The 22,602-nt window shown below is 71.6% G+C and carries 20 protein-coding genes; 6 read left to right on the forward strand and 14 right to left on the reverse strand.

Features of this window, described 5'->3' with window-relative positions:
• Nucleotides 1–120: 120 nt before the first annotated feature.
• From ACFO6V_RS10865 to rplU, 10 genes are all read right to left on the reverse strand, one after another.
• The gene (locus tag ACFO6V_RS10865; RefSeq protein ID WP_377135114.1) at nt 121–786 is read right to left on the reverse strand and encodes a histidine phosphatase family protein; all 666 of its coding nucleotides are present in this window, start codon (nt 784–786) and stop codon (nt 121–123) included.
• Nucleotides 783–1,220, reverse strand: coding sequence for a ribosome silencing factor (gene rsfS, locus ACFO6V_RS10870; protein WP_357448398.1), 438 nt, complete (start codon nt 1,218–1,220; stop codon nt 783–785). The genes ACFO6V_RS10865 and rsfS overlap by 4 nt, the downstream gene beginning before the upstream one ends.
• Entirely contained in the window at nt 1,217–2,437 is a 1,221-nt protein-coding gene (locus ACFO6V_RS10875; RefSeq protein ID WP_377135116.1) for a hypothetical protein, read from the reverse strand. Before ACFO6V_RS10875 ends, rsfS begins: the two co-directional genes overlap by 4 nt.
• Nucleotides 2,430–3,044, reverse strand: a complete 615-nt coding sequence (nadD, locus tag ACFO6V_RS10880) for a nicotinate-nucleotide adenylyltransferase (protein WP_377135119.1) — start codon at nt 3,042–3,044, stop codon at nt 2,430–2,432. Before nadD ends, ACFO6V_RS10875 begins: the two co-directional genes overlap by 8 nt.
• Nucleotides 3,045–3,088: 44 nt before the next feature.
• Complete coding sequence (locus ACFO6V_RS10885) at nt 3,089–3,241, reverse strand: hypothetical protein (protein ID WP_165827280.1); 153 nt, start codon at nt 3,239–3,241, stop codon at nt 3,089–3,091.
• Between the two features lie 125 nt (nt 3,242–3,366).
• Nucleotides 3,367–4,719 (reverse strand): glutamate-5-semialdehyde dehydrogenase, encoded by a 1,353-nt coding sequence (locus tag ACFO6V_RS10890; protein ID WP_377135122.1) that lies wholly within the window; start codon nt 4,717–4,719, stop codon nt 3,367–3,369.
• Between the two features lie 239 nt (nt 4,720–4,958).
• Nucleotides 4,959–6,122 carry a glutamate 5-kinase gene (gene proB, locus ACFO6V_RS10895; RefSeq protein WP_377135124.1) on the reverse strand — a complete coding sequence of 388 codons (1,164 nt, stop codon included), beginning with the start codon at nt 6,120–6,122 and terminating at the stop codon, nt 4,959–4,961.
• A gap of 106 nt (nt 6,123–6,228) precedes the next feature.
• Nucleotides 6,229–7,749: a GTPase ObgE gene (gene obgE, locus ACFO6V_RS10900; protein ID WP_377135126.1), complete on the reverse strand. Its 1,521-nt coding sequence runs from the start codon at nt 7,747–7,749 to the stop codon at nt 6,229–6,231.
• A gap of 215 nt (nt 7,750–7,964) precedes the next feature.
• Complete coding sequence (rpmA, locus tag ACFO6V_RS10905) at nt 7,965–8,222, reverse strand: 50S ribosomal protein L27 (protein ID WP_357448409.1); 258 nt, start codon at nt 8,220–8,222, stop codon at nt 7,965–7,967.
• Between the two features lie 88 nt (nt 8,223–8,310).
• A complete protein-coding gene (gene rplU, locus ACFO6V_RS10910) occupies nt 8,311–8,619 on the reverse strand; it encodes a 50S ribosomal protein L21 (RefSeq protein WP_357505196.1) in 309 nt (102 codons plus the stop codon).
• A 296-nt stretch (nt 8,620–8,915) separates the two neighbouring features.
• Here rplU and ACFO6V_RS10915 point away from each other — a divergent pair, with 296 nt between their 5' ends.
• Both ACFO6V_RS10915 and ACFO6V_RS10920 read left to right on the forward strand, forming a co-directional pair.
• Nucleotides 8,916–9,515, forward strand: a complete 600-nt coding sequence (locus tag ACFO6V_RS10915; RefSeq protein ID WP_377135129.1) for a protein-L-isoaspartate O-methyltransferase family protein — start codon at nt 8,916–8,918, stop codon at nt 9,513–9,515.
• Between the two features lie 284 nt (nt 9,516–9,799).
• Nucleotides 9,800–10,837 carry a fatty acid desaturase family protein gene (locus ACFO6V_RS10920; protein ID WP_377135131.1) on the forward strand — a complete coding sequence of 346 codons (1,038 nt, stop codon included), beginning with the start codon at nt 9,800–9,802 and terminating at the stop codon, nt 10,835–10,837.
• A gap of 71 nt (nt 10,838–10,908) precedes the next feature.
• On the opposite strand, the gene ACFO6V_RS10925 is transcribed toward ACFO6V_RS10920, so the two are convergent.
• On the reverse strand, nt 10,909–11,544 hold the full coding sequence (locus ACFO6V_RS10925; protein WP_377135133.1) for a thymidine kinase: 636 nt from the start codon (nt 11,542–11,544) through the stop codon (nt 10,909–10,911).
• 35 nt (nt 11,545–11,579) lie between these two features.
• Here ACFO6V_RS10925 and ACFO6V_RS10930 point away from each other — a divergent pair, with 35 nt between their 5' ends.
• The gene (locus ACFO6V_RS10930) at nt 11,580–12,242 is read left to right on the forward strand and encodes an alpha/beta fold hydrolase (RefSeq protein WP_377135135.1); all 663 of its coding nucleotides are present in this window, start codon (nt 11,580–11,582) and stop codon (nt 12,240–12,242) included.
• On the opposite strand, the gene ACFO6V_RS10935 is transcribed toward ACFO6V_RS10930, so the two are convergent.
• From ACFO6V_RS10935 to ACFO6V_RS10945, 3 genes are all read right to left on the reverse strand, one after another.
• Nucleotides 12,215–12,934, reverse strand: coding sequence for a GNAT family N-acetyltransferase (locus ACFO6V_RS10935; RefSeq protein WP_377135137.1), 720 nt, complete (start codon nt 12,932–12,934; stop codon nt 12,215–12,217). The two genes, ACFO6V_RS10930 and ACFO6V_RS10935, sit on opposite strands and share 28 nt — an antisense overlap.
• A gap of 230 nt (nt 12,935–13,164) precedes the next feature.
• A complete protein-coding gene (locus ACFO6V_RS10940) occupies nt 13,165–14,313 on the reverse strand; it encodes an acyltransferase family protein (RefSeq protein WP_377135139.1) in 1,149 nt (382 codons plus the stop codon).
• A 204-nt stretch (nt 14,314–14,517) separates the two neighbouring features.
• The gene (locus tag ACFO6V_RS10945; RefSeq protein WP_417715006.1) at nt 14,518–18,309 is read right to left on the reverse strand and encodes an Rne/Rng family ribonuclease; all 3,792 of its coding nucleotides are present in this window, start codon (nt 18,307–18,309) and stop codon (nt 14,518–14,520) included.
• A gap of 456 nt (nt 18,310–18,765) precedes the next feature.
• Between ACFO6V_RS10945 and ACFO6V_RS10950 the strand changes: the two genes are divergently transcribed.
• The 3 genes from ACFO6V_RS10950 to ACFO6V_RS10960 all read left to right on the forward strand — a co-directional run.
• Nucleotides 18,766–20,262 (forward strand): cytochrome ubiquinol oxidase subunit I, encoded by a 1,497-nt coding sequence (locus ACFO6V_RS10950; RefSeq protein ID WP_377135141.1) that lies wholly within the window; start codon nt 18,766–18,768, stop codon nt 20,260–20,262.
• A gap of 48 nt (nt 20,263–20,310) precedes the next feature.
• On the forward strand, nt 20,311–21,360 hold the full coding sequence (cydB, locus tag ACFO6V_RS10955; RefSeq protein WP_377135143.1) for a cytochrome d ubiquinol oxidase subunit II: 1,050 nt from the start codon (nt 20,311–20,313) through the stop codon (nt 21,358–21,360).
• A gap of 22 nt (nt 21,361–21,382) precedes the next feature.
• On the forward strand, nt 21,383–22,602 hold a 1,220-nt coding region (locus ACFO6V_RS10960; protein ID WP_377135145.1), incomplete at its 3' end, for an ABC transporter transmembrane domain-containing protein.

A 22,602-nucleotide genomic window follows, 5' to 3' on the forward strand; every position in this document is an offset into this window, starting at 1 on the left:
CCATCCGGCCGGGCGAGCGTGGTTAGTCTATGCAGACCGACGCCAGGGACCAAATCAAAACCTGCGTGCGTTCCATCACGCCGGAAACCACGCCGACAACCACACCGGAGAACCAGGCACCTACTGCCGGGCCTCCGGCCCTGACTGCCAGGTGTCGAGCGGGTATCCGGCGCCCACGTTGTGCGCGACGAGCCGCCATGCCGGTGCCGCGCCCGGGGCGGAGGCGTGCAGGTGCGACCAGTGCACGTTGTGCAGGCCGTGCAGCCCGCGCCAGGTCGCCGGGTCGAGGCCCAGCAGCCGCGTGATCGCCTGGGTGATCGCCGAACCGTGCGAGACCACCACCAGGGTCTCCCCCGCGCTCAGCGCCTCGGCGTGCCGCAGCACCGCCTCCTCCATCCGGCGGGCGACCACGTCCTTCGGCTCGACCCCCTCGACCGGGGGCTCCCCGCCGCTCCGCCAGACCGCGTGCTCGTCAGGCCAGCGCTCCGCGATCTCGGCGTCGGTCATGCCCTCCCAGATGCCGAACGAGCGCTCGCGCAGCCCGGCATCGGTCACGACCTCCAGGCCCACGTGCCGCGCGTAGGCGGCTGCCGTGTCCGAGGCACGCCCCAGGTCGCTGGCGACCACGAGGGAAGCCTTGTGCGACGCCGCGAGGGCCGTGGCGCCCTGCTCTGCCTGCCACCGCCCGACCTCGTCGAGCGGGATGTCGATCTGACCCTGCAGCCGCAGTCCCGCGTTGTACGCGGTGCGCGCATGGCGCAGCAGCACTACCGTCCCAGCTGTCACCGGCGCGAGTCCCCCGCCAGGTAGATGGCACCGTCGTCGGGGTCGCTGTACTCGCCGGTGTCGCCGCCGCCCTGGGCGTCCTCCGGGAGGTCGATCGCCGGGCAGTCCTTCCACAGCCGCTCGAGCGCGTAATACGTGCGGTCCTCGGCGTGCTGCACGTGCACGACGACGTCACCGAAGTCGATGAGCACCCACCGCGCCTGGGCCTTGCCCTCGCGGCGGATCGGCTTGACGCCCTCCTTGAAGAGCTGCTCCTCGACCGCGTCGACGATCGCCGAGACCTGACGCTCGCTGGCGCCGGACGCGATGAGGAACACGTCGGTGAGCACCAGCTGCTCGCTCACGTCGAGCGCGATGATCTCCTGCGCCTTGACACTGCTCGCGGCTCGCGCAGCGATGATCGCGAGCTCTGTGGCCCGCTCCGTAGCGGTCATGCCGCATCTCCTCCGTTGAAGCCGGGCAAGCTGCCCGGCAGACTGCCCAGCAGGGCGGCGGCGTCCGTGACATTGCCGCTGTCGCCCTTGAGCACCAGGTTCCAGATCAGGAGGCCCAGCACGAACGCCACGACCACCAGGATGATGTAGTGCAGCCAGGTGTACTGCGGGCCCTCGTCCTCCTCCTCGTCCCATTCCTCCTCCACCTCACGGCGGGAGGTGCGGGACGGCGCGGCAGGGCCGGCAGGGAACTGGCCACCGGGTGCACCCGGGAACTGTTGTCCGGGACCGCCCACCGGTCCGGAGCCCGGGCCACCAGGGCCGCCCGCACCGGGACGTCCGGGGAACGGGGAACCGGGGGCCTGGGGCGCGCCGCCCGGCGGCAGCGACTGCGGGGCCGCCGAGGCAGCACCCGACTCCCAGGGAAGTGCGGGCGCGGGCGCGCCGCTGGCCATCGGACCGCTGGACGGCCCTCCGGCCGGCGGGGCGAGGCTCCCGGGACGCTGCTGGCCGAGGCCGGCCGGCGCGCCGGGTCGCGCCCCGAACGGTGACGGCGGGCCCGAGGGCGACTGGGTGGGCCCGGAAGGAGGGGGGCCCCATTGCGACGTCTGGCCGGGGTCGCCGGGGCGACCGGCAGCCGGGGGCATGCCAGGACCGGGGCCCTGCGGGGCGTTCTGCCCGCCGAACCTCCCCGAGCGACCCTGCTGCGGGGCGGGCGGCACCGGGGCAGCGGACGGGCGAGCACCGAACGGGCTGGGCGGCCCGCCCTGCGGGCCTTGTCCGCCCGGGCCGTGCTGGCCGGGGCCACCGGGAACCGGAGCCTGCTGGCCACGACCGGGAGCGAAGCCACCGGGGCCGGCCGGCGGGGCGCCCTGGCCACCGGGACCGGACGGCGCGGCACCCGGCCGGCCCTGCCCGGGCGCACCAGGGGCGTACGGCGGCGGGTTGCCGCCGGGCTGCTGCACGGGGGTCAGGCGACCGGTCGCGTCCACACCGCGCGAGCCACCCGTCGCCTGCGGGGGACGGGCGACCGGTGGGGTCTGCGGCGACCAGCCGCCGCCCTCGGGCGCGGGCGCGCCACGGTGCGGAGGCTGCTGCTGCCCGCCCTGGGGCGGATAGGCGCTGCCACCGGTACCACCGGCGGCTGCGGCCGCAGCGGCAGCCTCACGCTCGCGAATCTCGCGGCGCGTCATGGGACGACCATTGTTGTCACTCATCGTGAAGACCTCGATACAGTCCGTGCTTGGCGATGTACTGGACCACGCCGTCAGGCACCAGATACCAGACCGGCAACCCCTCCTCGGCCCGACGACGGCAGTCGGTCGAGGAGATGGCTAGCGCAGGCACCTCGAGCGTCGTCACGCCGTCCCGAGGAAGCCCGTCAACGGAGAGCTTGTGCCCTGGCCGTGTGACAGCGACGAAGTGTGCCATGTCCCACAGCTTCTCGGCATCCTTCCACCGAAGAATCTGCTGGATGGCGTCCGCACCAGAGATGAAAAAGAGGTCCGCCTCCGGCCGCTGCTGACGCAGATCCCGGAGGGTGTCCACCGTGTAGGTGAGGCCCGCTCGGTCGATGTCGACGCGGCTCACCGTGAAGCGGGGGTTGGACGCCGTCGCGATCACCGTCATCAGATAGCGGTGCTCGGCCTGGGTGACCCGCTGCTCCTGCTTGAATCCTGGTCGGCCCGTGGGGACAAAGACGACTTCGTCCAGCCCCAGGTGGGCGACCGCCTCGCTGGCGGCCACGAGGTGGCCGTGGTGGATGGGATCGAACGTACCGCCCATCACCCCGATGCGCGGCCTGCTCCCAGTAGGGGCACTCATATCGTGGGTGCACTCATCTGGTCGTCAGGCTCCCGTCAGGCGGATCAGTGTCGGTTGCCGACGTTGCGGAACGCGTACGTGACGACCAGCGCGGCCACGAGGGAGCCGAAGGCGATCAGGCCGAGAACGATCGGTGCGATCGGCTCGTTGGCGTGCTCCGTAGCGGCCTCGGCGGCCAGGACAGCGTTGTGCAGCACGGGGGTTCCTCCCAGTCGGACGTGCTCAGGTGGGCTTTAGTCTCTCACGGACGAATTGCGGCCTGTACATCGTGGCACTGGGCCGCAAGGAGATCCTGGGGAAATCTCCGGACGCCGACGGACCGTCACGGTTTGACGTGCCCGTCCCCCGTCACCACCCACTTCGTGGTGGTGAGCTCGGTCAGTCCCATGGGACCACGAGCATGCAGCTTCTGCGTGGAGATGCCGATCTCGGCCCCCAGGCCGAGCTCGCCGCCGTCGGTGAACCGGGTGGACGCGTTCACCATCACCGCAGCGGAGTCGACCTCCGCGACGAACTTGTCGGCCGCCGCGATGTCACGCGTCACGATCGCCTCGGTGTGCCCGGAGGACCAGGTGCGGATGTGCTCGATCGCCTCGTCGAGCGACGGCACCACCCGGACGCCGAGCTCCAGCGCGAGGTACTCGGTCGCCCAGTCCTCGTCCGTCGCGGGAACCATGTCGGCTCCGGCCGGGGCGAAGGACATGGCGGCCGGGTCGCCGTGCAGCACCACACCGGCGTCGGACAGCGCGGTGAGCGCCGCCGGGAGGAAGCCGGCCGCGGCGTCCTCGTGGACGAGCAGCGTCTCCGCGGCGTTGCAGACGCCGACCCGCTGGGTCTTGGCGTTCATCACGATCGCCACGGCCATGGCGACGTCGGCGGTGGCGTCCACGTAGACGTGCACGTTGCCGACGCCGGTCTCGATCACGGGCACCAGGGACTCGCGGACCACCGTCTGGATCAGGTCGGCGCCGCCCCGCGGGATCAGCACGTCCACCAGGCCGCGGGCGCGCATGAGCGCCACGCCGCCGGCCCGTCCGTAGGCGTCGATCGTCTGGACGAGGTCGGCCGGCAGGCCCTGCGCCACGAGGGCGTCCCGCATCACCGTGACGATCACCTCGTTCGACGCCGCCGCGGCGCTCCCCCCGCGGAGGATCACCGCGTTGCCGGACTTCAGCGCCAGGCCCGCGGCGTCGACGGTGACGTTGGGCCGGGCCTCGTAGATCATGCCGACGACGCCCATGGGCACCCGGATCTGCCGCAGTCGCAGGCCGTTCGGCAGGGTCTGCCCGCGCACCACCTCGCCGACCGGGTCGGGCAGGCCCGAGACGTCGCGCAGCGCGTCGGCGATCTGCGCGATCCGCTCCGGGGTCAGCGCGAGGCGGTCCAGGAGCCCGTCGGACATCCCGTTCGCGCGCCCCCGCTCCAGGTCCTCGGCGTTCGCGGCAACGATCCGGTCCGCGGCGCCGACCAGGGCACCCGCGATCGCACCGAGCGCGGCGTCCTTGGTCATGCGGTTCGCCGTGGCGAGGGTGCGCGACGCGACCTTCGCGCGCCGGGCGACGTCGCGCACCGCGGCGGTGACGTCCACCTCCGCGGCGCCCGACGGCGGCGGCGTGGCTGCCCCGGGAGTGTCGCCTCCGGTACGTGTCGCCTCGTCCTGGCTCACTGTCGTCATGCGTCGAGAGTACGTCGGACGGGCCCGATCACGGAGCGCGAATCCGTGGTGCGGACGGGCGGCTCGGCCAGGACGTCCTGGGAGACGCTGTGCAGGGGACCGAACTCGGCGAGATCGGTCCCTTGCCACGAGATCGGTCAATCAAATGACCGATCTCGTGGCAAGGGACCGAAGTCGACGACGGACCGGGTGCAACGGACCGATCTCGAGCCGGCAGGCCCGTCAGGCGGTGCGTCCGGTCAGCCCGGGGGCCGGTCGAGCACCAGGTCGTCCCGGTGCACGACCACGCGGTCGTAACCCTCCCCCAGCTCCTCGCGGAGCGTGTAGGTGGAGCGCCCCAGGAGCGCGGGCAGGTCGCTCGCGTCGAAGGCGACGAGCCCGCGCGCGACCACCGTGCCGTCGGGCCCGACGAGCTCCACGGGGTCGCCCGCGTCGAACTGGCCCTCCGCCTTCGTGATCCCGGCGGGCAGGAGCGAGGCGCGGCCGCCGAGCACCGCACGCGCGGCGCCGTCGTCCAGGTGGAGGCGGCCCTCCGTGCGGGCCGCATGCGCTATCCACAGCCGGCGCGCCGACGTGCGGCGTCCCGTGGCGGAGAAGAAGGTACCGACGTCGTCCCCGGCGAGGGCGGCCGCCGCGTTGCTCGCGAGCGTCAGCACGGTGGGGACGCCCGCGCCGGTGGCGATCCGTACCGACTCCAGCTTGGTGACCATGCCGCCCGTGCCGACGGAGCTGCCGCGCGCGGTCACCTCGACGCCCGCGATCTCGGCGAGGTCGTCGACCTGCGGGATGCGCCGGGCGCCGGGGCGCGACGGCGGCGCGTCGTGCAGGCCGTCGACGTCGGTCAGCAGCAGCAGCGCGTCCGCCCGCACGAGGTGCGACACGAGCGCGGCCAGGCGGTCGTTGTCGCCGAACTTCAGCTCGTCGGTGGTGACCGCGTCGTTCTCGTTGATGACCGGCACGACGCCGAGCGCGAGCAGGCGTTCGAGCGCCCGCTGCGCGTTGCGGTAGCGGGCGCGGCGGACGGTGTCCTCGGCGGTGAGCAGGATCTGGCCGATCTGGATCCCGAACGCCGCGAACTCCTCCTGGTACCGGCCTGCGAGCTGACCCTGCCCCACCGACGCCGCCGCCTGCATCGTCGCGAGGTCGCGCGGCCGCGAGCCGAGACCGAGCGGGCCGATGCCCGCCGAGACCGCACCCGAGGTGACCAGCACGACCTGGGCTCCGGCGGCCTGCCGTGCGGCGAGGACCTCGACGACCCCGCGCAGCGCCCTGACGTCGAGGTGCCCGTCCGGGCCCGTCAGGGACGACGAGCCGATCTTCACCACCACGCGCCGGGCGTCGGCGATCACGGACCGGGCGCTCGGGGCGTCCTGGGGGCTGGCCGAAGGTTCGATGGAGCTCACTGCACCATCCTCGCCGGAGTACCGCCCGTGACGCGCGGTCATTTCACGCACCGGTCACCCTCGCCCTGCCGAGACAGGGCGGCAGGGTTCTACTTCGGCGGGCTGGTCACTCGGAGTCCGGGTCCGTCCAGTGGCCGGCCTCGCGTTCGGTCCACAGCTCGCGCCGTGCCTCGGTCTTGGCGTCCATGCGCTCGTTGAACTCCCGGCGCTTGTCGCCGCGCGTCGGCCGGTCGTTCTGCTCGAGGCGCAGGTCGGTGCCGCGGCCGCCGAGCAGCTCGGGGCCGGTCTGCAGCGTGGGCTCCCAGTCGAAGACGACGGCGTTCTTCGGGTCGCCGATGCGCACCTCGTCGCCGGCGACGGCGCCTGCCTTGAACAGCCCGTCCTCGACGCCGATCTTCGCGAGCCGGTCCGCGAGGAAGCCGACGGCCTCGTCGTTGTTGAAGTCGGTCTGCTTGACCCAGCGCTCCGGCTTGGTCCCACGCACCTCGAACCAGTAGCCGGTCTCGTCGCCACCGAGGCGGCGCACGGTGAACCGCGCCTCGTCGACGGCACGCGGGCGCAGCACGACCGGGGCGGGCGCGGGCGGCGGCGCCGCGGCGCGCGCCTTCTCCACGATCTCGGCCAGCGCGAACTTCAGCTCGCGCAGGCCCTCGTGGCTGGCGGTCGAGATCTCGAAGACGCGCAGCCCGCGCTCCTCGAGGTCCGACTTCACGAACTCCGCGAGCTCGCGGGCCTCGGGCACGTCGATCTTGTTGAGCACCACCAGGCGGGGACGCTCGCCCAGCGGCACCCGGCCGCCCTCGAGACCGATGTCGCCCTCGTACTTGGCGAGCTCTTCCTCGATCACGTCGAGGTCGCTGATCGGGTCACGACCGGGCTCCAGGGTGGCGCAGTCGAGCACGTGCACGATCATCGCCGTGCGCTCGATGTGCCGCAGGAACTCCAGGCCGAGGCCCTTGCCCTCGCTCGCACCCGGGATCAGGCCCGGGACGTCCGCGACGGTGAACCGCGACTGGTCCGCCTGCACGACGCCGAGGTTCGGCACCAGGGTGGTGAACGGGTAGTCGGCGATCTTGGGCCGGGCGGCAGAGATCGCGGCGATCAGCGACGACTTGCCGGCGCTGGGGAAGCCCACGAGCGCGACGTCGGCGATCGTCTTGACCTCGAGCTCGATCTCGGCGGTGTCGCCCTCCTCGCCGAGCAGCGCGAAGCCGGGGGCCTTGCGTGTCTGCGACGAGAGCGCCCGGTTGCCCAGGCCGCCCTTGCCGCCCGCTGCGACGACGTACTCGGCGCCGTCACCCACGAGGTCGGCCAGCACGTTGCCGTCCAGGTCCTTCACGACGGTGCCGTCCGGCACCTTCAGGATCAGGTCGCCGCCCTTGCTGCCGTCCTTGTCGCCGCCCATCCCCTGGGTACCCGACGTCGCCCGGCGGTGCGGCGAGTGGTGGTACTCGAGCAGGGTGGTCGTGTTCGCGTCGACGACGAGCTTGACGGAACCGCCGTCGCCGCCGTTGCCGCCGTCAGGCCCTGCTAGGGGCTTGAACTTCTCGCGACGGATCGAGGCGCAGCCGTTCCCGCCGTTTCCCCCGGCGGCATGAAGCACCACCCGGTCTACGAAGCTGGCCATGTCTCGATCCTCTCAAAAACTGCTCAGGCACAAACTGCACATGCAGAGCGGCCCTGCACGAGCCGCTCAAGAAAAAGCTAAGGGGGCACACCGTCACCGGTGCGCCCCCTTACGCGGAAGCCGGTACTCAGCGTCATTCATGACGCCTGAGCCTGCGGTTGCGCTACGGGCGAGTGCCTCGTTCCTCGGCCCTCACCCTGCGCTTCACCTCCGGCTCAGGCGTCGACTGTCACGATGTCGATGACCTTGCGGCCACGACGCGCACCGAACTGAACGGCGCCGGGGGTGAGGGCGAACAGCGTGTCGTCCTTGCCGCGGCCCACGTTGATGCCGGGGTGGAAGTGGGTGCCGCGCTGGCGGACGATGATCTCGCCGGCCTTCACGACCTGGCCACCGAAGCGCTTCACACCGAGGCGCTGGGCGTTGGAGTCACGACCGTTGCGCGAGGAGCTCGCGCCCTTCTTGTGTGCCATCTCAGGACCTGTCTTTCGCTACGAAGGAGAAGAAGAAGTATCTGGATCACGCGCGGGCTCACTCGTCAGAGGAGTCCCGCAGCGGAAGTCACTTGATGCCGGTGACCTTGAGCCGGGTCAGCGACTGACGGTGGCCCTGACGCTTGCGGTAGCCGGTCTTGTTCTTGTACTTGAGGATCGTGATCTTGGGACCCTTCTCGTCCCGAACGACCTCAGCGGTGACCTTGACCTTCGCCAGCTTCTTCGCGTCGGTGGTCACCTTCTCCCCGTCCACGAGCAGGAGGGCCGTGAGCTCGAGGGTCTCACCGGGCTTCGCCTGGACACGGTCCATGACGACGATGCTCCCGACGGACACCTTCTCCTGACGGCCACCAGCCTTGACGATCGCGTAAACCACGTTCAACTCATCTCTCTAGTCTTGGCGTGCGCGCACGACGGGATCCACCGGCTTTGCTGTGACTCGCTCCGCCGCGGCGGTCGAGTGCGGTGCGCCATGGGCACGCAGGACGGGTGCGCAGACAGCACACCGAAGCACTAGGTTACGCGACGCCCTCGACGGGTTCAAACCGGCAGAGACGTGGTCTTGCCCACCCTCTGCCGCGGACCCTCCACCATGGCCAGGTGCCAGACCGCCCGGGCCAGCACCTGGCGACCTCGATCGGCCTGTGCCTACCCTGGGATCAGGTGATCCCGATGGTCTCTGAACCAGTAGCAGTGCACGACGACATCGAACGCGCCATGCGCGCGGTCCCCCGCCGGGAGTTCCTGCCGCGCTCCCAGCGGCCGCTCGCGCACGAGGACCGGCCGCTGCCCATCGGGCGCGGGCAGACCTCCTCGCAGCCCGCGACGGTCGCCGCCATGCTCCGCCTGCTGCGCGTACCGCTCGGCGCGCGCGTGCTCGACGTCGGCTCGGGGTCCGGCTGGACCACCGCGCTGCTGGCCTATCTCACCGGGCCCCAGGGCTCGGTGCTCGGCGTGGAGCGTGACAGCAGGCTCGCCGAGTGGGGCGCGGCCAACCTCGGACGCACCGCGATGAGCTGGGCGAGCATCGAGCAGGCCACGCCCGGCATGCTCGGCCATCCCCGGCCCAACGGCTGGGACCGGATCCTCGTGTCCGCCTCGGCGCCCGCGCTGCCGCGGGCGCTGGTGGACCAGATCGGCTACGGCGGCCGCATGGTCATCCCCATCCGGACGACGCTGCTGCTCATCGAGCGACTGCCCGACGGACGCACCCGCGCGACCGACCACGGCGGGTACCGGTTCGTGCCGCTCATCGAGGACCCCGAGCCGTGAGCGAAAGTCCGTGCAAATCGGATTTTCAAGGTCATTTCGGAATGGAATCGGCAAGTTCCGGTCAATGCATCGTCTAAAAGCCTTCGCGAAGCGTCCACAACTGCCTCTCGCGGCCCTAACCTACGGTCCCGTAGGCTCCTCGGTATCTGCGTGATGGACGAGATCGTCCGATTCCACGACTGAGAAGTCGACACCGAGCATGTGAGGACCACATGGCCCAAGCTGCCCCCCTCGTCCGCGACGGTTTCCGCCCGACGAAACCCCGCGACCCCAATGCGCAGCCGGTGACCAGCACGTACACGTCGCTGGCACGCACCGTGCGCGACGCCGGACTGCTCAACCGGGCGCACCGCTACTACGCCTGGACCCTCGCCGCGCTCACCGTCGCGCTCGGCGGGATCATCACGGGATTCGTCCTGCTGGGCGACTCCTGGTTCCAGCTCCTCATGGCAGGAGCGCTCGGCCTGGTGCTGACGCAGTTCGCCTTCGTCGCGCACGAGGCGTCGCACCGCCAGGTCCTCGAGTCCGGACGCCGTAACGACCAGCTCGGCCGCTTCCTGGCCAACGCCGTGGTCGGCATCAGCTACTCGTGGTGGATGAACAAGCACACCCGGCACCACGCGAACCCGAACCGGGTCGGCAAGGACCCGGACATCGCGAACGACACGATCGCCTTCACCGAGGAGGGGGTCCGCCAGCACCGCGGGCTCAAGCGGTGGATCAACCGCTACCAGGGCTGGCTGTTCTTCCCCCTCCTCACACTCGAGGGCCTGAACCTGCACGTGACCTCGATCCAGTCGCTGTTCCAGGGAACGCCGGAGACGCTCCGGTCCCGCGTGGGCGAGCTCGTGACCATCGCGGTACGCCTCAGCGTGTACATCGCTGTCCTGATGCTGGTACTGCCGGTCGGCATGGCCTTCGCGTTCCTCGGCGTCCAGATGGCCGTCTTCGGCGTCTACATGGGCGCGTCGTTCGCCCCGAACCACAAGGGCATGGCGATCATCCCCGCCGACAGCAAGCTCGACTTCCTCTCGAAGCAGGTGCTCACCTCGCGCAACATCAGGGGTGGCTGGTTCATGAACATCCTCATGGGCGGGCTCAACTTCCAGACCGAGCACCACCTGTTCCCGAGCATGCCGCGGCCGCACCTCATCCGGACCGCCGTGATCGTCCGGGAGCACTGCGCCAACGTCGGCATCCCCTACACGGAGACGACCCTGGCGCACTCGTACCTGCTCGTCGTCAACTACCTGAACCGGGTGGGGCTCGCGGCACGCGACCCGTTCGACTGCCCGGAGTACCACTCGCTCCGCAAGGTCTGACCCTCGGGGCAGCAGCAGACCTCGCCGCGCCGAAGGGCGCGAGCGGCCGCCAGGGCTTCAGTGTCTACCGGTCACTCGCGCCCTTCTGCGCGCCCCGCGTGCCGACGGCAGCGCGCCTCGTACGACTCCGAGCCGCCGACGTGCGCGGCGACCGGTACCAGCGCGTCGCCCGCGTCGTCGGCAGTGTCGGCGTCGGTCACCAGTGGTGCACCCGGCACCCGGACGTGGAAGGCCGCGTCCGCGCCGCACACCGAGCAGACGGCGGTGAGCTTCTCCACCGACTCGGCGAGCGCCATCAGCTCGGGCAGGGGCGAGAAGGGCTGCCCGTCGAACGTGACGGACAGCCCGGCGACCACCACCACGAGCCCGCGGCGGGCAAGCTCCGAGGCCACGGGCACGAGGCCCGCGCCGAAGAACTGCGCCTCGTCGACGGCGACGAGCTCGGTCGCGGTCTCGGCGTCGGCGTCGGCGTCGAGCAGGACGAGGATCTCCGCGGCGTCCGACACCGTGTGCGAGGGCACACCCTGACCCGAGTGCGAGGTCACCCTGCCCAGCCCCCTGCGGGCGTCGAGCGAATGACTCACCACCAGCACCCCCCGCCGGGCGATCCGGGCACGCCGCACCCGGCGCAGCAGCTCCTCGGACTTGCCCGCGAACATGGGGCCGGCGATCACTTCGAGGCGCCCAGCGCCCAGGCCGTCTTCCATGGTCGCCAGTCAACCATTCGATTATGTTGACGAGCATGGCCGCCGACGTCGAGACCGTGTTGTTCCTGCCGGGACTGGGTGCCGGCATCGATCCGTGGGAGGCGCAGCTGCGCGCCCTGCCCGCCGGGTTCACCGGCCTGGCCCCGGACATCCCCGGGCTCGACCGTGCCGCGACGCCCGGCGCCTTCACGTTCACGAGGGCGGCACGGGCGCTGCGGGAACTGCTCGACGAGCACGGAATCGAGCGGGCGCACGTCTGCGGCCTGTCGCTCGGCGCGATGACGGCGACCCAGCTCGTGCTCGACTTTCCCGAACGGGTCGCCTCCCTCGTGCTCTCGGGCAGCCAGGTCCGCGTGCCTCCCGCGCTCATGGCGATCCAGCGGACGATCGTCCGGATGCTGCCGGAACGCGCCGCCGAACGCATGGTCCTGACCAAGGAGCAGTGGCTCGGGGCCCTCCAGGTGGTCGCGGACATGAACTTCCGCGAGGGGCTGGCGGACATCCAGGCACCGACGCTCGTCCTGTGCGGCAGCCGCGACTTCGCCAACCTCGCACCCGCGCGGGAGCTCGCCAGGACGATCCCGAACGCCGAGCTGCGGATCGTCCCTCGGGTCGGCCACCCGTGGAACCAGCAGGAGCCGGAGCTCTTCTCCCGGACGATCGCCGAGTTCTACGAGCGGCTGTCGGCAGCCGACTGACGCCCCGGGAACTCCTGCCACTCGCCGCGGAGCACGCCCATGACCACCGCGTCGTGGCGGACGCCGTCGACCACCCTGGCCTGGCGGAACCGCGCCTCCTCCACGAAGCCCAGTGCCTTCCCGACGCCGAGCATCGCCTCGTTGCCCGACCACGTCGCGAAGTCCAGCCGTACCCACGGCGTGCTCGCGAACAGGAAGGTCGTCCACAGCGCGAGCGCGGTGCGCCCGATCCCCCGCCCCCGCACGGCCGGGTCGTACACGGTGACGCCCATGCGCGCCCACTCGGTCTCGCGCGACTCCCAGTACCACGCAACGGTCCCGACGAGCTCACCACCGACGTCGACCACCAGCCGGCGAGGCGGGAGTGCTTGGCTGTCCGACGGCGGCGTGCCCGGACGTTGAGCACAGCAGCTGCTGTGCGGCTGCCCCCGATCCTGGCAGCTACTGCTGTGCTCAACGTCCGGCTGTGGCGACGGCGGCCAGGCCAGCCCATTGGCCCGTGCGAGCGACGTGACGAACGTGTCGGCCTCGGCGCTGGTCAGGACCGGGTAGTAGGGACCGTCCCAACGATGCCAGTCGTGCTCTGGCCGCAACCACGCGCGGAAAGCGTCTAGGTCGGGAGCCGTCCAGCCGCGAAGGGCGACTGCCAATCCGGCGGCGGTCGCGCCTCGGGAGTAGATCTCGGGTGTCACGCGCCCGATCCTCTCCGGACCTCCGCACCGGGCGGAAGGCTTTTAGGAGGCGCGGCTGGACCTGCCGGCTCGCCTGGTCCGCCGAGATCGGTCGGTTGCAAGCCAGGCCTCTTGACTTCGGTCGCTTGCCACGAAATCGGTCGGTTGATTGACCGATCTCGTGGCAAGCGACCGAAGTCAAGGATGGGCCGGTGCAAGGGACCGAAGTCCCCGCTGGCCCAGCCTCCACATCACAGCACCCGCGAGACGCCCGGGATCTTCCGCAGCAGGTGGGCGAAGCCCCAGCACAGCGGCACCGAGAGGCCGAGCAGGATGAGGAACTTCACGCCGGCGGGAGCGACGAGCGGCGCGAAGAGCATCGCGACGCCGACCAGCACCAGCGGGTGGATGACGTAGACCGCGAACGAGTTCTGCGCCGCCCAGCGAGCCCACGCGGGCTGGCCCGAGAACCGCTCCCGGAACAGGACCAGGAGGGCCACTACCGTGCTGACGGCGAAGACGTTCTCCGCGAGGCTCGCACCCAGCTGGGCGAGCAGCCCCGCGCCGGGCGCCGTCGCGAGGGCGGCGCCACCGAGCGCCAGCGCCAGGCTGACGAGCGCCACGACCAGCGCCACGCGCCCCTGCCGCACGGTGAGGGCGGCGAGCCACCCGCGGCGCACCGCGAGCAGGCCGACCACGAAGAGGATCACGTACTGCGGCAGGTACGCCGGGGAGGGCAGGCCCACGACCTCCCAGTAGGTCCCGGACGGGACCGCGAGGCGCCAGAGGAACGTGGCGACGGTCAGCACGGCGACGAGCCCGGCGATCGCACGGAAGCGGACCGGGCGAGGCTCGGCGTCGACCGTCGTCGGCGAACCAGCGTCCACGATGCCGGACCGTGCCGCCGAGCGGGCGCGCAGCGCGCGGTAGGCGGCGTATGCGAGCGACATCACCAGGAGCACCTCCGCGAACCACAGCGGGCCGACGTCACCGACGGTGAACCAGAACTGCAGGAACGACTCCCCCTCCGCGCGGTGGTCCGGCCAGCTCTGTAGGGACAGCAGCGGGCGGGCAACCAGCCAGAAGGCCACCAGCGGGACGCCGAGCCGGAGCAACCGGTCCCGGGCGAAGGCGCCAGGCCCCTTGCGGTCCACGGACCCCGGGGCGAACAGGCCGGAGAGCAGGAAGAAGAACCCCATGAAATAGAGCTGGTTCACGATCACCAGCACCATCAACGCGACGCCGGACGGGCTGGTGCTCGGCTCGGTCCAGTACCAGAGCGGGAGCGCGCCGTAGGTCAGGGCGCTGTGGTGCGCCAGGACCAGCACGGTCAGCAGCACCCGCAGGTTGTCGACGTACCCCAGTCGGGTAGCGGTCGGCCGTACGGCGGTAGTGGTCATCGTGGGTCTCCGAGTCTCGTGCGGTTCACTGCTCCCGTGGTTCATTACTCGACTAATGAACCACAGAACGTGCCGGGTCCGCAAGGGAGATCTGCACGAGGCATGTCCGGGCACGCAAAAACGAGGGCCGCCACCTCACGGTGGCGACCCTCGTCCGGATCAGGTCAGAGGCCGAGCAGCCTCGCCCAGAAACCCTTCTTGTGCTCAGGCGACCTCGTCGCCAGCTCCTTTGGGCGGTTCCGACTGCCCAGTGTCGGAGCCCCCCTCCGGCGCATCGCTCGCAGACCGCGCGGCATCCGCCGGCGATCCCGCGGAGTCGGGTGAGTCAGGAGAAGCCGCCGAGCCGGGGCTCGCGGACGCCGGCGCCGTGCTGGACGCACCGGCGCTCGGCAGCTGGATCTCGTCCAGGGTGGCGGGACCGTCGTCCGACGGTTCCTTCGTCTCGTGCGCATGCTGCGCTGCGGCGGCGATGGTCGCGAGCGTGGCCTTGACGGCCTCACGCGCCTCGGACCGCTCCTCGGGCAGGCTCGCGACAGGCGTGGTCTCCGGCACGGGAGCAACCTTGCTGCCCTCCTTGCCGCGCTTGCGGCGCGCACGCGGGGAGCGCGGGCCCTCGTCGGACGACGCGGGCGCGCCGCCCGAAGCCATGCCGTTGCCCGACTTCTCGATGGGCTCCTCGTGCACGATGAACCCGCGGCCCTTGCAGTGCTCGCACGTCTCGGAGAACGCCTCGACGAGGCCCTGGCCCACACGCTTGCGCGTCATCTGGACCAGGCCGAGCGAGGTCACCTCCGCCACCTGGTGCTTGGTGCGGTCCCGGCCGAGGCACTCGACCAGACGACGCAGCACGAGGTCCCGGTTGGACTCGAGCACCATGTCGATGAAGTCGATGACGATGATGCCGCCGATGTCGCGCAGGCGAAGCTGCCGCACGATCTCCTCGGCCGCCTCGAGGTTGTTCCGCGTCACGGTCTCCTCGAGCGTGCCGCCGGCACCGGTGAACTTGCCGGTGTTGACGTCCACGACCGTCATCGCCTCGGTGCGGTCGATGACCAGCGAGCCGCCCGAGGGCAGCCAGACCTTGCGGTCCATCCCCTTGGCGAGCTGCTCGTCCACCCGGTGCACGTGGAACACGTCGGTGTTCTCGACCCACTTGGACACGCGCTCGCGCAGGTCCGGGGCGAGCTCCTCGACGTAGTGCGCGATCTCGTCCCACGCGCCCTCGCCCTGCACCACCAGCGACGAGAAGTCGTCGTTGAAGATGTCCCGGACCACGCGGATGGCCATGTCCGGCTCACCCTGGAGCAGAGCCGGGGCGTTGGCCTTCTTCGACTTCTCCTGGATCGCGTCCCACTGGCCCTGCAGCCGCTCGACGTCGGCGCGCAGCTCGTCCTCGCTCGCCCCCTCGGCGGCGGTGCGCACGATGACGCCGGCGCCCTCGGGGACCACCTCGCGGAGGATCTTCTTGAGGCGCGACCGCTCGGTGTCGGGCAGCTTGCGGCTGATGCCGGTCATGCCGCCGCCCGGCACGAACACCAGGTACCGGCCCGCGAGCGTGACCTGGCTGGTGAGCCGGGCGCCCTTGTGGCCGATCGGGTCCTTGGTGACCTGCACCAGGACCGAGTCGCCCGACTTCAGCGCCTGCTCGATCCGGCGCGGCTGGCCCTCGAGGCCTGCGGCGTCCCAGTTGACCTCACCCGCGTACAGCACGGCGTTGCGGCCCTTGCCGACGTCGACGAACGCGGCCTCCATGGAGGGCAGCACGTTCTGGACGCGGCCCAGGTACACGTTGCCGGCCATCGAAGCCTGCGACTGCTGCGAGACGTAGTGCTCGACGAGGACGCCGTCCTCCAGCACCGCGATCTGCGTGCGGCCGTCCTTCTCGCGCACGATCATCGACCGCTGCACCGACTCGCGGCGGGCCAGGAACTCGGCCTCGGTGATGATCTGGCGACGACGCCCGTGGTCCCGGCCCTCACGGCGACGCTGACGCTTCGCCTCGAGGCGGGTGGACCCCTTGAGCGCGGTCACCTCGTCGGTGCGGGTCGAGCGGACGGCGGCCGCCTCGGCACGCTCGCCGCGCGTACCCCGGCGGCGCCGGCGACGACGACGGCTGCCGCCCTCGCCCTCGCCTTCGCCGTCACCCTCACCGTCGGCCGCGTCCTGGGCGGAGTCCTGCTCGTCATCGTCCTCGTCGGACGCCTGCGCGTCCTCGTCGGCGTCGTCGTCCTGCTCCTCGTCCGCCGAGTCGTCCTCGTCGTCCAGACGGTTCGCGCGGCCGCCACGGCGGCCGCGTCCACCCCGACGCCGACGGCGGCGCGACGGGCGCACCTCCTCGTCGTCGTACTCCTCGAAGTCCGCCGGGGCGAGCTCCTCGAGCTCGACGCCCTCGGCGGCCAGCTCGTCCTCGATCGCGCCGACCTCGTCCACGGCGGCGGCGTCGTCCTCGCTCAGCTCGGCCGCGACAAAGTACGGCACGGCAGCGCTCGTCTCGCGGACGGGCGCCGCTGCGGAGGTGTCCGCGACAGGCTCGACGGCATCGGCCTGCGTGCTCGGGGCCGAGTCCTGCGCCTCCGGCCGCACGGCCGGCTCGATGCTGGGTCCGCCCGTACGGCGCACCGCACGGCGCGAACCGGACCGGCGCGCCCTGGGCTCGGCCGGCGCCTCGGACGCCGCCTGGGGCTCGGGTGCGGCCTCGGCCACGCGCTCGGACCGGGGCTCGGCGGCGGGCTCCGCCGCACGCGCGGGCGCCTCGACGGCCGGCTCGACAGGGCGAGCGACCGGGCGGGCGAACGTCGGCGTCAGGTCCTGCGGACGCGGCGGGCCTGCGGGTGCCTGCGCACGCCGCGAGCGGCGAGCGGCGGACTCGTCGGGCGCCTGGAAGAGCAGCGCCGTGGTGGCGAGCCGCGGGACGCGCGTGCCGGACGTCGTCGCGGCGGGCGACACCGTCGGCTGCGCGGGCTCCTCGGCGGCGGGTGTCTCGGCCGCGGGGGCCACGGTGGGCTCCGCTGCCGGACGGCGGCTGCTGCGGCGGCCGCGGGTCCTCGGCGTCTGCTCGGCCGGAGCCTCGGTAGCCGAGGGCTCCTCGGCCGGAGCTGCCGCGGCGGGAGCCTCAGGGGCCCCCTCGACCGGTCCTGCCTCGACCATGGTCTCCGCGACCAGCTCGGTGGTGTCGGGCTCGGTGGTGTCGGGCTCGGTGGTGTCGGGCTCGGCGGTGACGGACTCGGCGGTCACGGACTCGGCGGTCACCGGCTTACGACGGGACCGGGCGCGCTTCGGGGCGGCTTCCGCTGCCGGCTCGGCCGGGGTCTCTGCCACCGGCTCCGCCTTCTTGCGCGTACGACGCTTCGGGGCGGCCTTCTCGGTCTCAGCGGTCGGGCCGCTGGGCAGGACGATGTCGTCGAGGCTCGCGACCTCGCGCGTCGGCGCCCTGTCGGGCGTCGCCGCGGGCACGGGGAGGACGAGGGCGGGCGCCAGCTCCTCCACGGGCTCCTCGCCGGCCGCCGGCGCGACCGCGTCGGCCTCGGGCTCGACCACCGGCGCCGCCTCGACAGTGACATCTGTCTCAGTCGGGACCGGATCGCTCGCTGCGGCGGGCTCGGCAACGGCCTCGGCGACCGGCTCGGCCGCCGTCGGCTCGGCCGCCGTCGGCTCGGCCACGGCGGGCGCCGTCGGGGAAGAGACACCCCGCGTGGCGCGGCGGCGCGGTCGCTTGGTGGCGGGCTCGGCGGCTGCCGAGGTCGACACGACGGCGGTGCCGCCGGTGGTCACCGGCTGCGACTCGGCCGCGGTCTCCGCGGGGCCGGACGAACCGACGACGATGGGCTCGACGCTCGCCGTCGAGACGACGGCCCTGGTGACACGGCGACGCGGGCGCTTGGCCGGCGTCGTGCCCGACGGAGCCTCCCCACCAGTGGTGACCTGGGCGTTCGCCTCAGGTGCGTCGTGATCATCCTGTGACCCGATGGTCGAACCGGTGGTGCTGGAAGGCGTCACGTGAGGTGCTCCTGTAGCCGGCGTCCGCCCCACACCACGCGGACCGCCAGGCGGTCGGTCGTCCGGCTGTGCATCGCGGCGAAGCGACACACCCGGGCGGAAGTCTCGGTCTGCGGCCCTGTTCCTGCGATCTTCGCGGACGCCTGCGGCCACGTTCTGTCGTGACAGCGGCACCGCGTGCGGATCGCGGGCAGTGATGGACTCTGCAGGCCGCGCAGGGATGTGGGCCTACGCGGGTTCGTCAAGTATCGCACAAGAGACCGAGCCCACCCGGCGAAGGACGACCGGCCCGCGACATAGGGGCCGAAGGGCCCATCCTCCGGAGGACGAACTGCGTGTACAGTGCTTGTGAAGGCATTCACAAGCGGTACTCACCCCTGCGGTGGTCGCGGACCTGCATGTTCAGGCCGACCGACCAGGGATGGGCGCCGTTCGGAGACATCACAGGAGCCCTGAGTGGACGCTCTAGATCTGGCGCGCTGGCAGTTCGGCATCATCACCGTCTATCACTTCATCTTCGTGCCGCTCACCATCGGGCTCGCGCCCCTGGTGGCCATCATGCAGACGGCCTGGGTCCGCACCGGGAACGAACGGTGGCTGAGGCTGACCAAGTTCTTCGGGAAGCTGTTCCTGATCAACTTCGCCCTCGGCGTCGTCACCGGCATCGTGCAGGAGTTCCAGTTCGGGATGAACTGGAGCGAGTACTCCCGGTTCGTCGGTGACGTGTTCGGCGCCCCGCTCGCCATGGAGGCCCTCGCGGCGTTCTTCGTGGAGTCCACGTTCCTCGGTCTGTGGATCTTCGGCTGGGACAGGTTGAGCAAACGGGTCCACCTGGCCTGCATCTGGGCCGTGGCCGTCGCGGTGAACCTGTCCGCCCTGTTCATCCTGGCTGCCAACTCGTGGATGCAGCACCCGGTGGGCGCCGTCTACAACCCCGAGACCGGCCGCGCCGAGATGGAGTCGATCTGGGCGATCCTCGGCAACAACACGCTGTGGGCCGCCTTCCCGCACACCGTGTCGGCGGCGTTCCTGACCGCGGGCACGTTCGTGGCCGGGATCTCCGCCTGGTGGATGGTGCGCCTGGTCCGGACCAAGCGGGCCGAGTCCGTCGAGCTCGCCCGCAACGTCTACCGCCCCGCCGTGATCCTGGGCACCGTGGTCATGCTGGTCTCCGGGGCCGGCGTCGCCCTGACGGGTGACGTCCAGGGCAAGCTGATGTTCGAGCAGCAGCCGGGCAAGATGGCCTCGGCCGAGGCGCTGTGCGAGGGCGAGGAGGCCGCGAACTTCTCGATCCTCACCATCGGCGACCTGTCCAACTCGTGCGAGGGCGTCCGGCACATCCTGGAGGTGCCGGGTCTGGCCAGCTACCTCGGCACGGGCAGCTTCTCCGGCGAGGACAGCTACCTGCCCGGCGTCAACGACGTCCAGGAGCAGTACTCCCAGCGGTACGGCGAGACCGACGACGCCGGAAACCCCATCTCGTACACGCCGAACCTCGCCGTGACGTACTGGAGCTTCCGGCTCATGATCGGGTTCGCCGCCGGGTCCGCGCTCCTCGCCCTGGCCGCGCTCTGGCTCACCCGCGGCGGCCGCGTCACCGACAACCCGTGGTTCGCCCGTCTCGGGATCGCCGCGATCCCGACACCGTTCATCGCGTCGTCGTTCGGGTGGATCTTCACCGAGATGGGGCGCCAGCCCTGGGTGGTCGCCCCCAACCCCACGGGCATCGACCAGGTCCGGCTGCTCACCATGCGCGGTGTTTCGGAGGTGGTGAGCCCCGGCATGGTGCTCACCTCGATGATCGTGTTCACGCTGCTCTACGGCGTGCTGGCCGTGATCTGGTACCGCCTCATGCACCGGTACGCGATCGAGGGGGTGCCCTCCACGGTGCGCGACGAGTCGCCCGAGGCGGCCGCCGACGAGACCGACCGGCCGCTCTCGTTCGCCTACTGACCACCGCCTGACCTCCGCCAGAACCCAAGACTGACAAAGGACGTGACCGTGGACCTCGCACTCGTGTGGTTCTTCATCATCGCGATTCTGTGGACCGGGTACCTCGTGCTCGAGGGCTTCGACTTCGGCGTCGGGATGCTCATGTCCCTGCTCCCGCGCGGCGACGCCGCGCACCGGGAGAAGGAGCGGCGGGTGCTGGTGAACAGCATCGGGCCCGTGTGGGACGGCAACGAGGTGTGGCTCCTCACCGCCGGTGGCGCCACCTTCGCCGCGTTCCCCGAGTGGTACGCGACCATGTTCTCCGGCTTCTACCTACCACTGCTGCTCATCCTGGTCGCGCTCATCGTGCGCGGCGTCGCCTTCGAGTACCGCGGCAAGATCGCCGACGCCGTCTGGGCGCGCCGCTGCGACATCGCCATCCAGGTGGGCTCCTGGGCGCCGGCCATCCTCTGGGGCGTGGCGTTCGCCAACCTGGTCCGCGGCGTCCAGCTCTCCGAGACGCACCAGTACGTGGGCGGGTTCTGGGCCCTGCTCAACCCGTTCGCGCTGCTCGGCGGCGCCACCACGCTCGTGCTGTTCCTCCTGCACGGCACGGTGTTCGTCGCGCTCAAGACGGACGGCGAGATCCGGGCCCGGGCCCGCCGGTTCGCGGGTGTCCTGTCGGTAGCAGCCCTGGTCGTGGCCGGCGGATGGGCTCTCTGGGCGCAGCTCGCGTTCTCCGTCACCTGGACGTGGGCCGCCGTGGCGGTCGCCGCACTCGCCCTGGTCGGCGTCGCGCTCACCAACCGTGCCGGGCGCGAAGGCTGGGCGTTCGGGCTGTCCGCCGCGACGATCATCGCCGCCGTGGTCCTGATCTTCGGATCCATGTTCCCCGACGTCATGCCCGGCCTGGACGGCGGGCCCTCCCTCAGCATCGCGGAGGCGTCCTCGACCCCGTACACCCTGACCGTCATGACGTGGGTGGCCGCCTTCCTCACTCCCCTGGTGATCCTGTACCAGGGTTGGACCTACTGGGTCTTCCGCCGCAGGCTGACCGTGGACCACATACCCGCGCCGGCAGGGCTCACCTGGAAGAAGATCAAGGAGTCGGCGTTCTGAGCCGGTACGGGAACCTCGGATCGTGAAGCCTCTGGACCCCCGGCTGCTGCGGGAGGTGCGCGCGGCCCGCTGGTACGTGGTGCTGACGGTCGGGCTCGGCGTGGCGGCGGCCGGGCTGATCGTCGCGCAGGCCCTGCTCATCGCGGACCTGCTGGCACCGGTGATACGCGGGGACGGTACGTCCGGGCCGACGATGGTGCGGTCCTTCGCGGGGCTGGCGCTCGTGATCGCCGGGCGGGCGGCCGTCGCGTGGGCACAGGAGCGGTACGCGCTGCGCGCCGCCGCCCGGACCATCGCCGAGCTCCGGCGCGCGGTGGTCGAGGCCTGGGCGCTGCGCGGCCCGCGGGCGGTCGGGGCGCCGGTCGGGACGGCGGTCGGCGGGGCCGGCGCTCCGGCGTCGGGCAGCGGGAACGGCGCGAGCCCGGAGGCGGAGGTCGCGACCCTGGCGACCCGCGGGCTCGACGCGCTCGAGCCGTACCTCGTGCGGTACGTGCCGCAGCTCGTGCTGACCGCGCTGCTCACGCCGGCCCTCGTGGCCGTCGTGCTCGGCCTGGACTGGGTATCCGCGGTGATCCTCGTCGTCACGCTGCCGCTCGTGCCCATCTTCATGGTGCTCGTCGGGCGGCTGACCGCGGGGGCGTCGGAGCGGCGGCTGGCGACCGTCGAACGGCTCGGCACCCAGGTGCTCGACCTCGTCGCCGGGCTGCCGACGCTCCGCGCCTTCGGGCGGTCCTTGGGGCCGGGCGAGCGGGTGCGGGCGCTCGGCGACGCGTCCCGCAGGGCGACCATGGGGACGCTGCGGATCGCGTTCCTCTCCTCGATGGTGCTGGAGCTGCTCACGACACTTTCGGTGGCGATCATCGCCGTCGGCGTGGGGCTGCGGCTCGTCGAGGGCGCCATGTTGCTGGAGCCGGCGCTTGCCGTGCTGGTGCTGGCGCCTGAGGTGTATCTGCCGCTGCGGCGGGTCGGGGCTGAGTTCCATGCGTCGGTCGACGGTGTGGCTGCGGCGGCTCGGGCGTTCGCGATCCTTGGGCCTTCTTCTGGTTCCGTCCGGTCGGAGGGTGAGGACGTCCCCCCGCCGCCTCGCTCACGCTCGCTCGTTCCTCGCTCACTCCGCTACGGCTTGACGGCGGCGGGGGGACGTCCTCACCCTCCGACCTCTTCTGTTGGGGCGGGTTCCGCTTCGGCCGGGTTGGGGTTGGGCGGCGGGGCCGGGTTGGGCGGTCGGGCGGGGTCGGATGG

It is taken from the genome of Promicromonospora alba, assembly GCF_042654905.1.
Taxonomy (GTDB): Bacteria; Actinomycetota; Actinomycetes; order Actinomycetales; family Cellulomonadaceae; genus Promicromonospora; species Promicromonospora alba.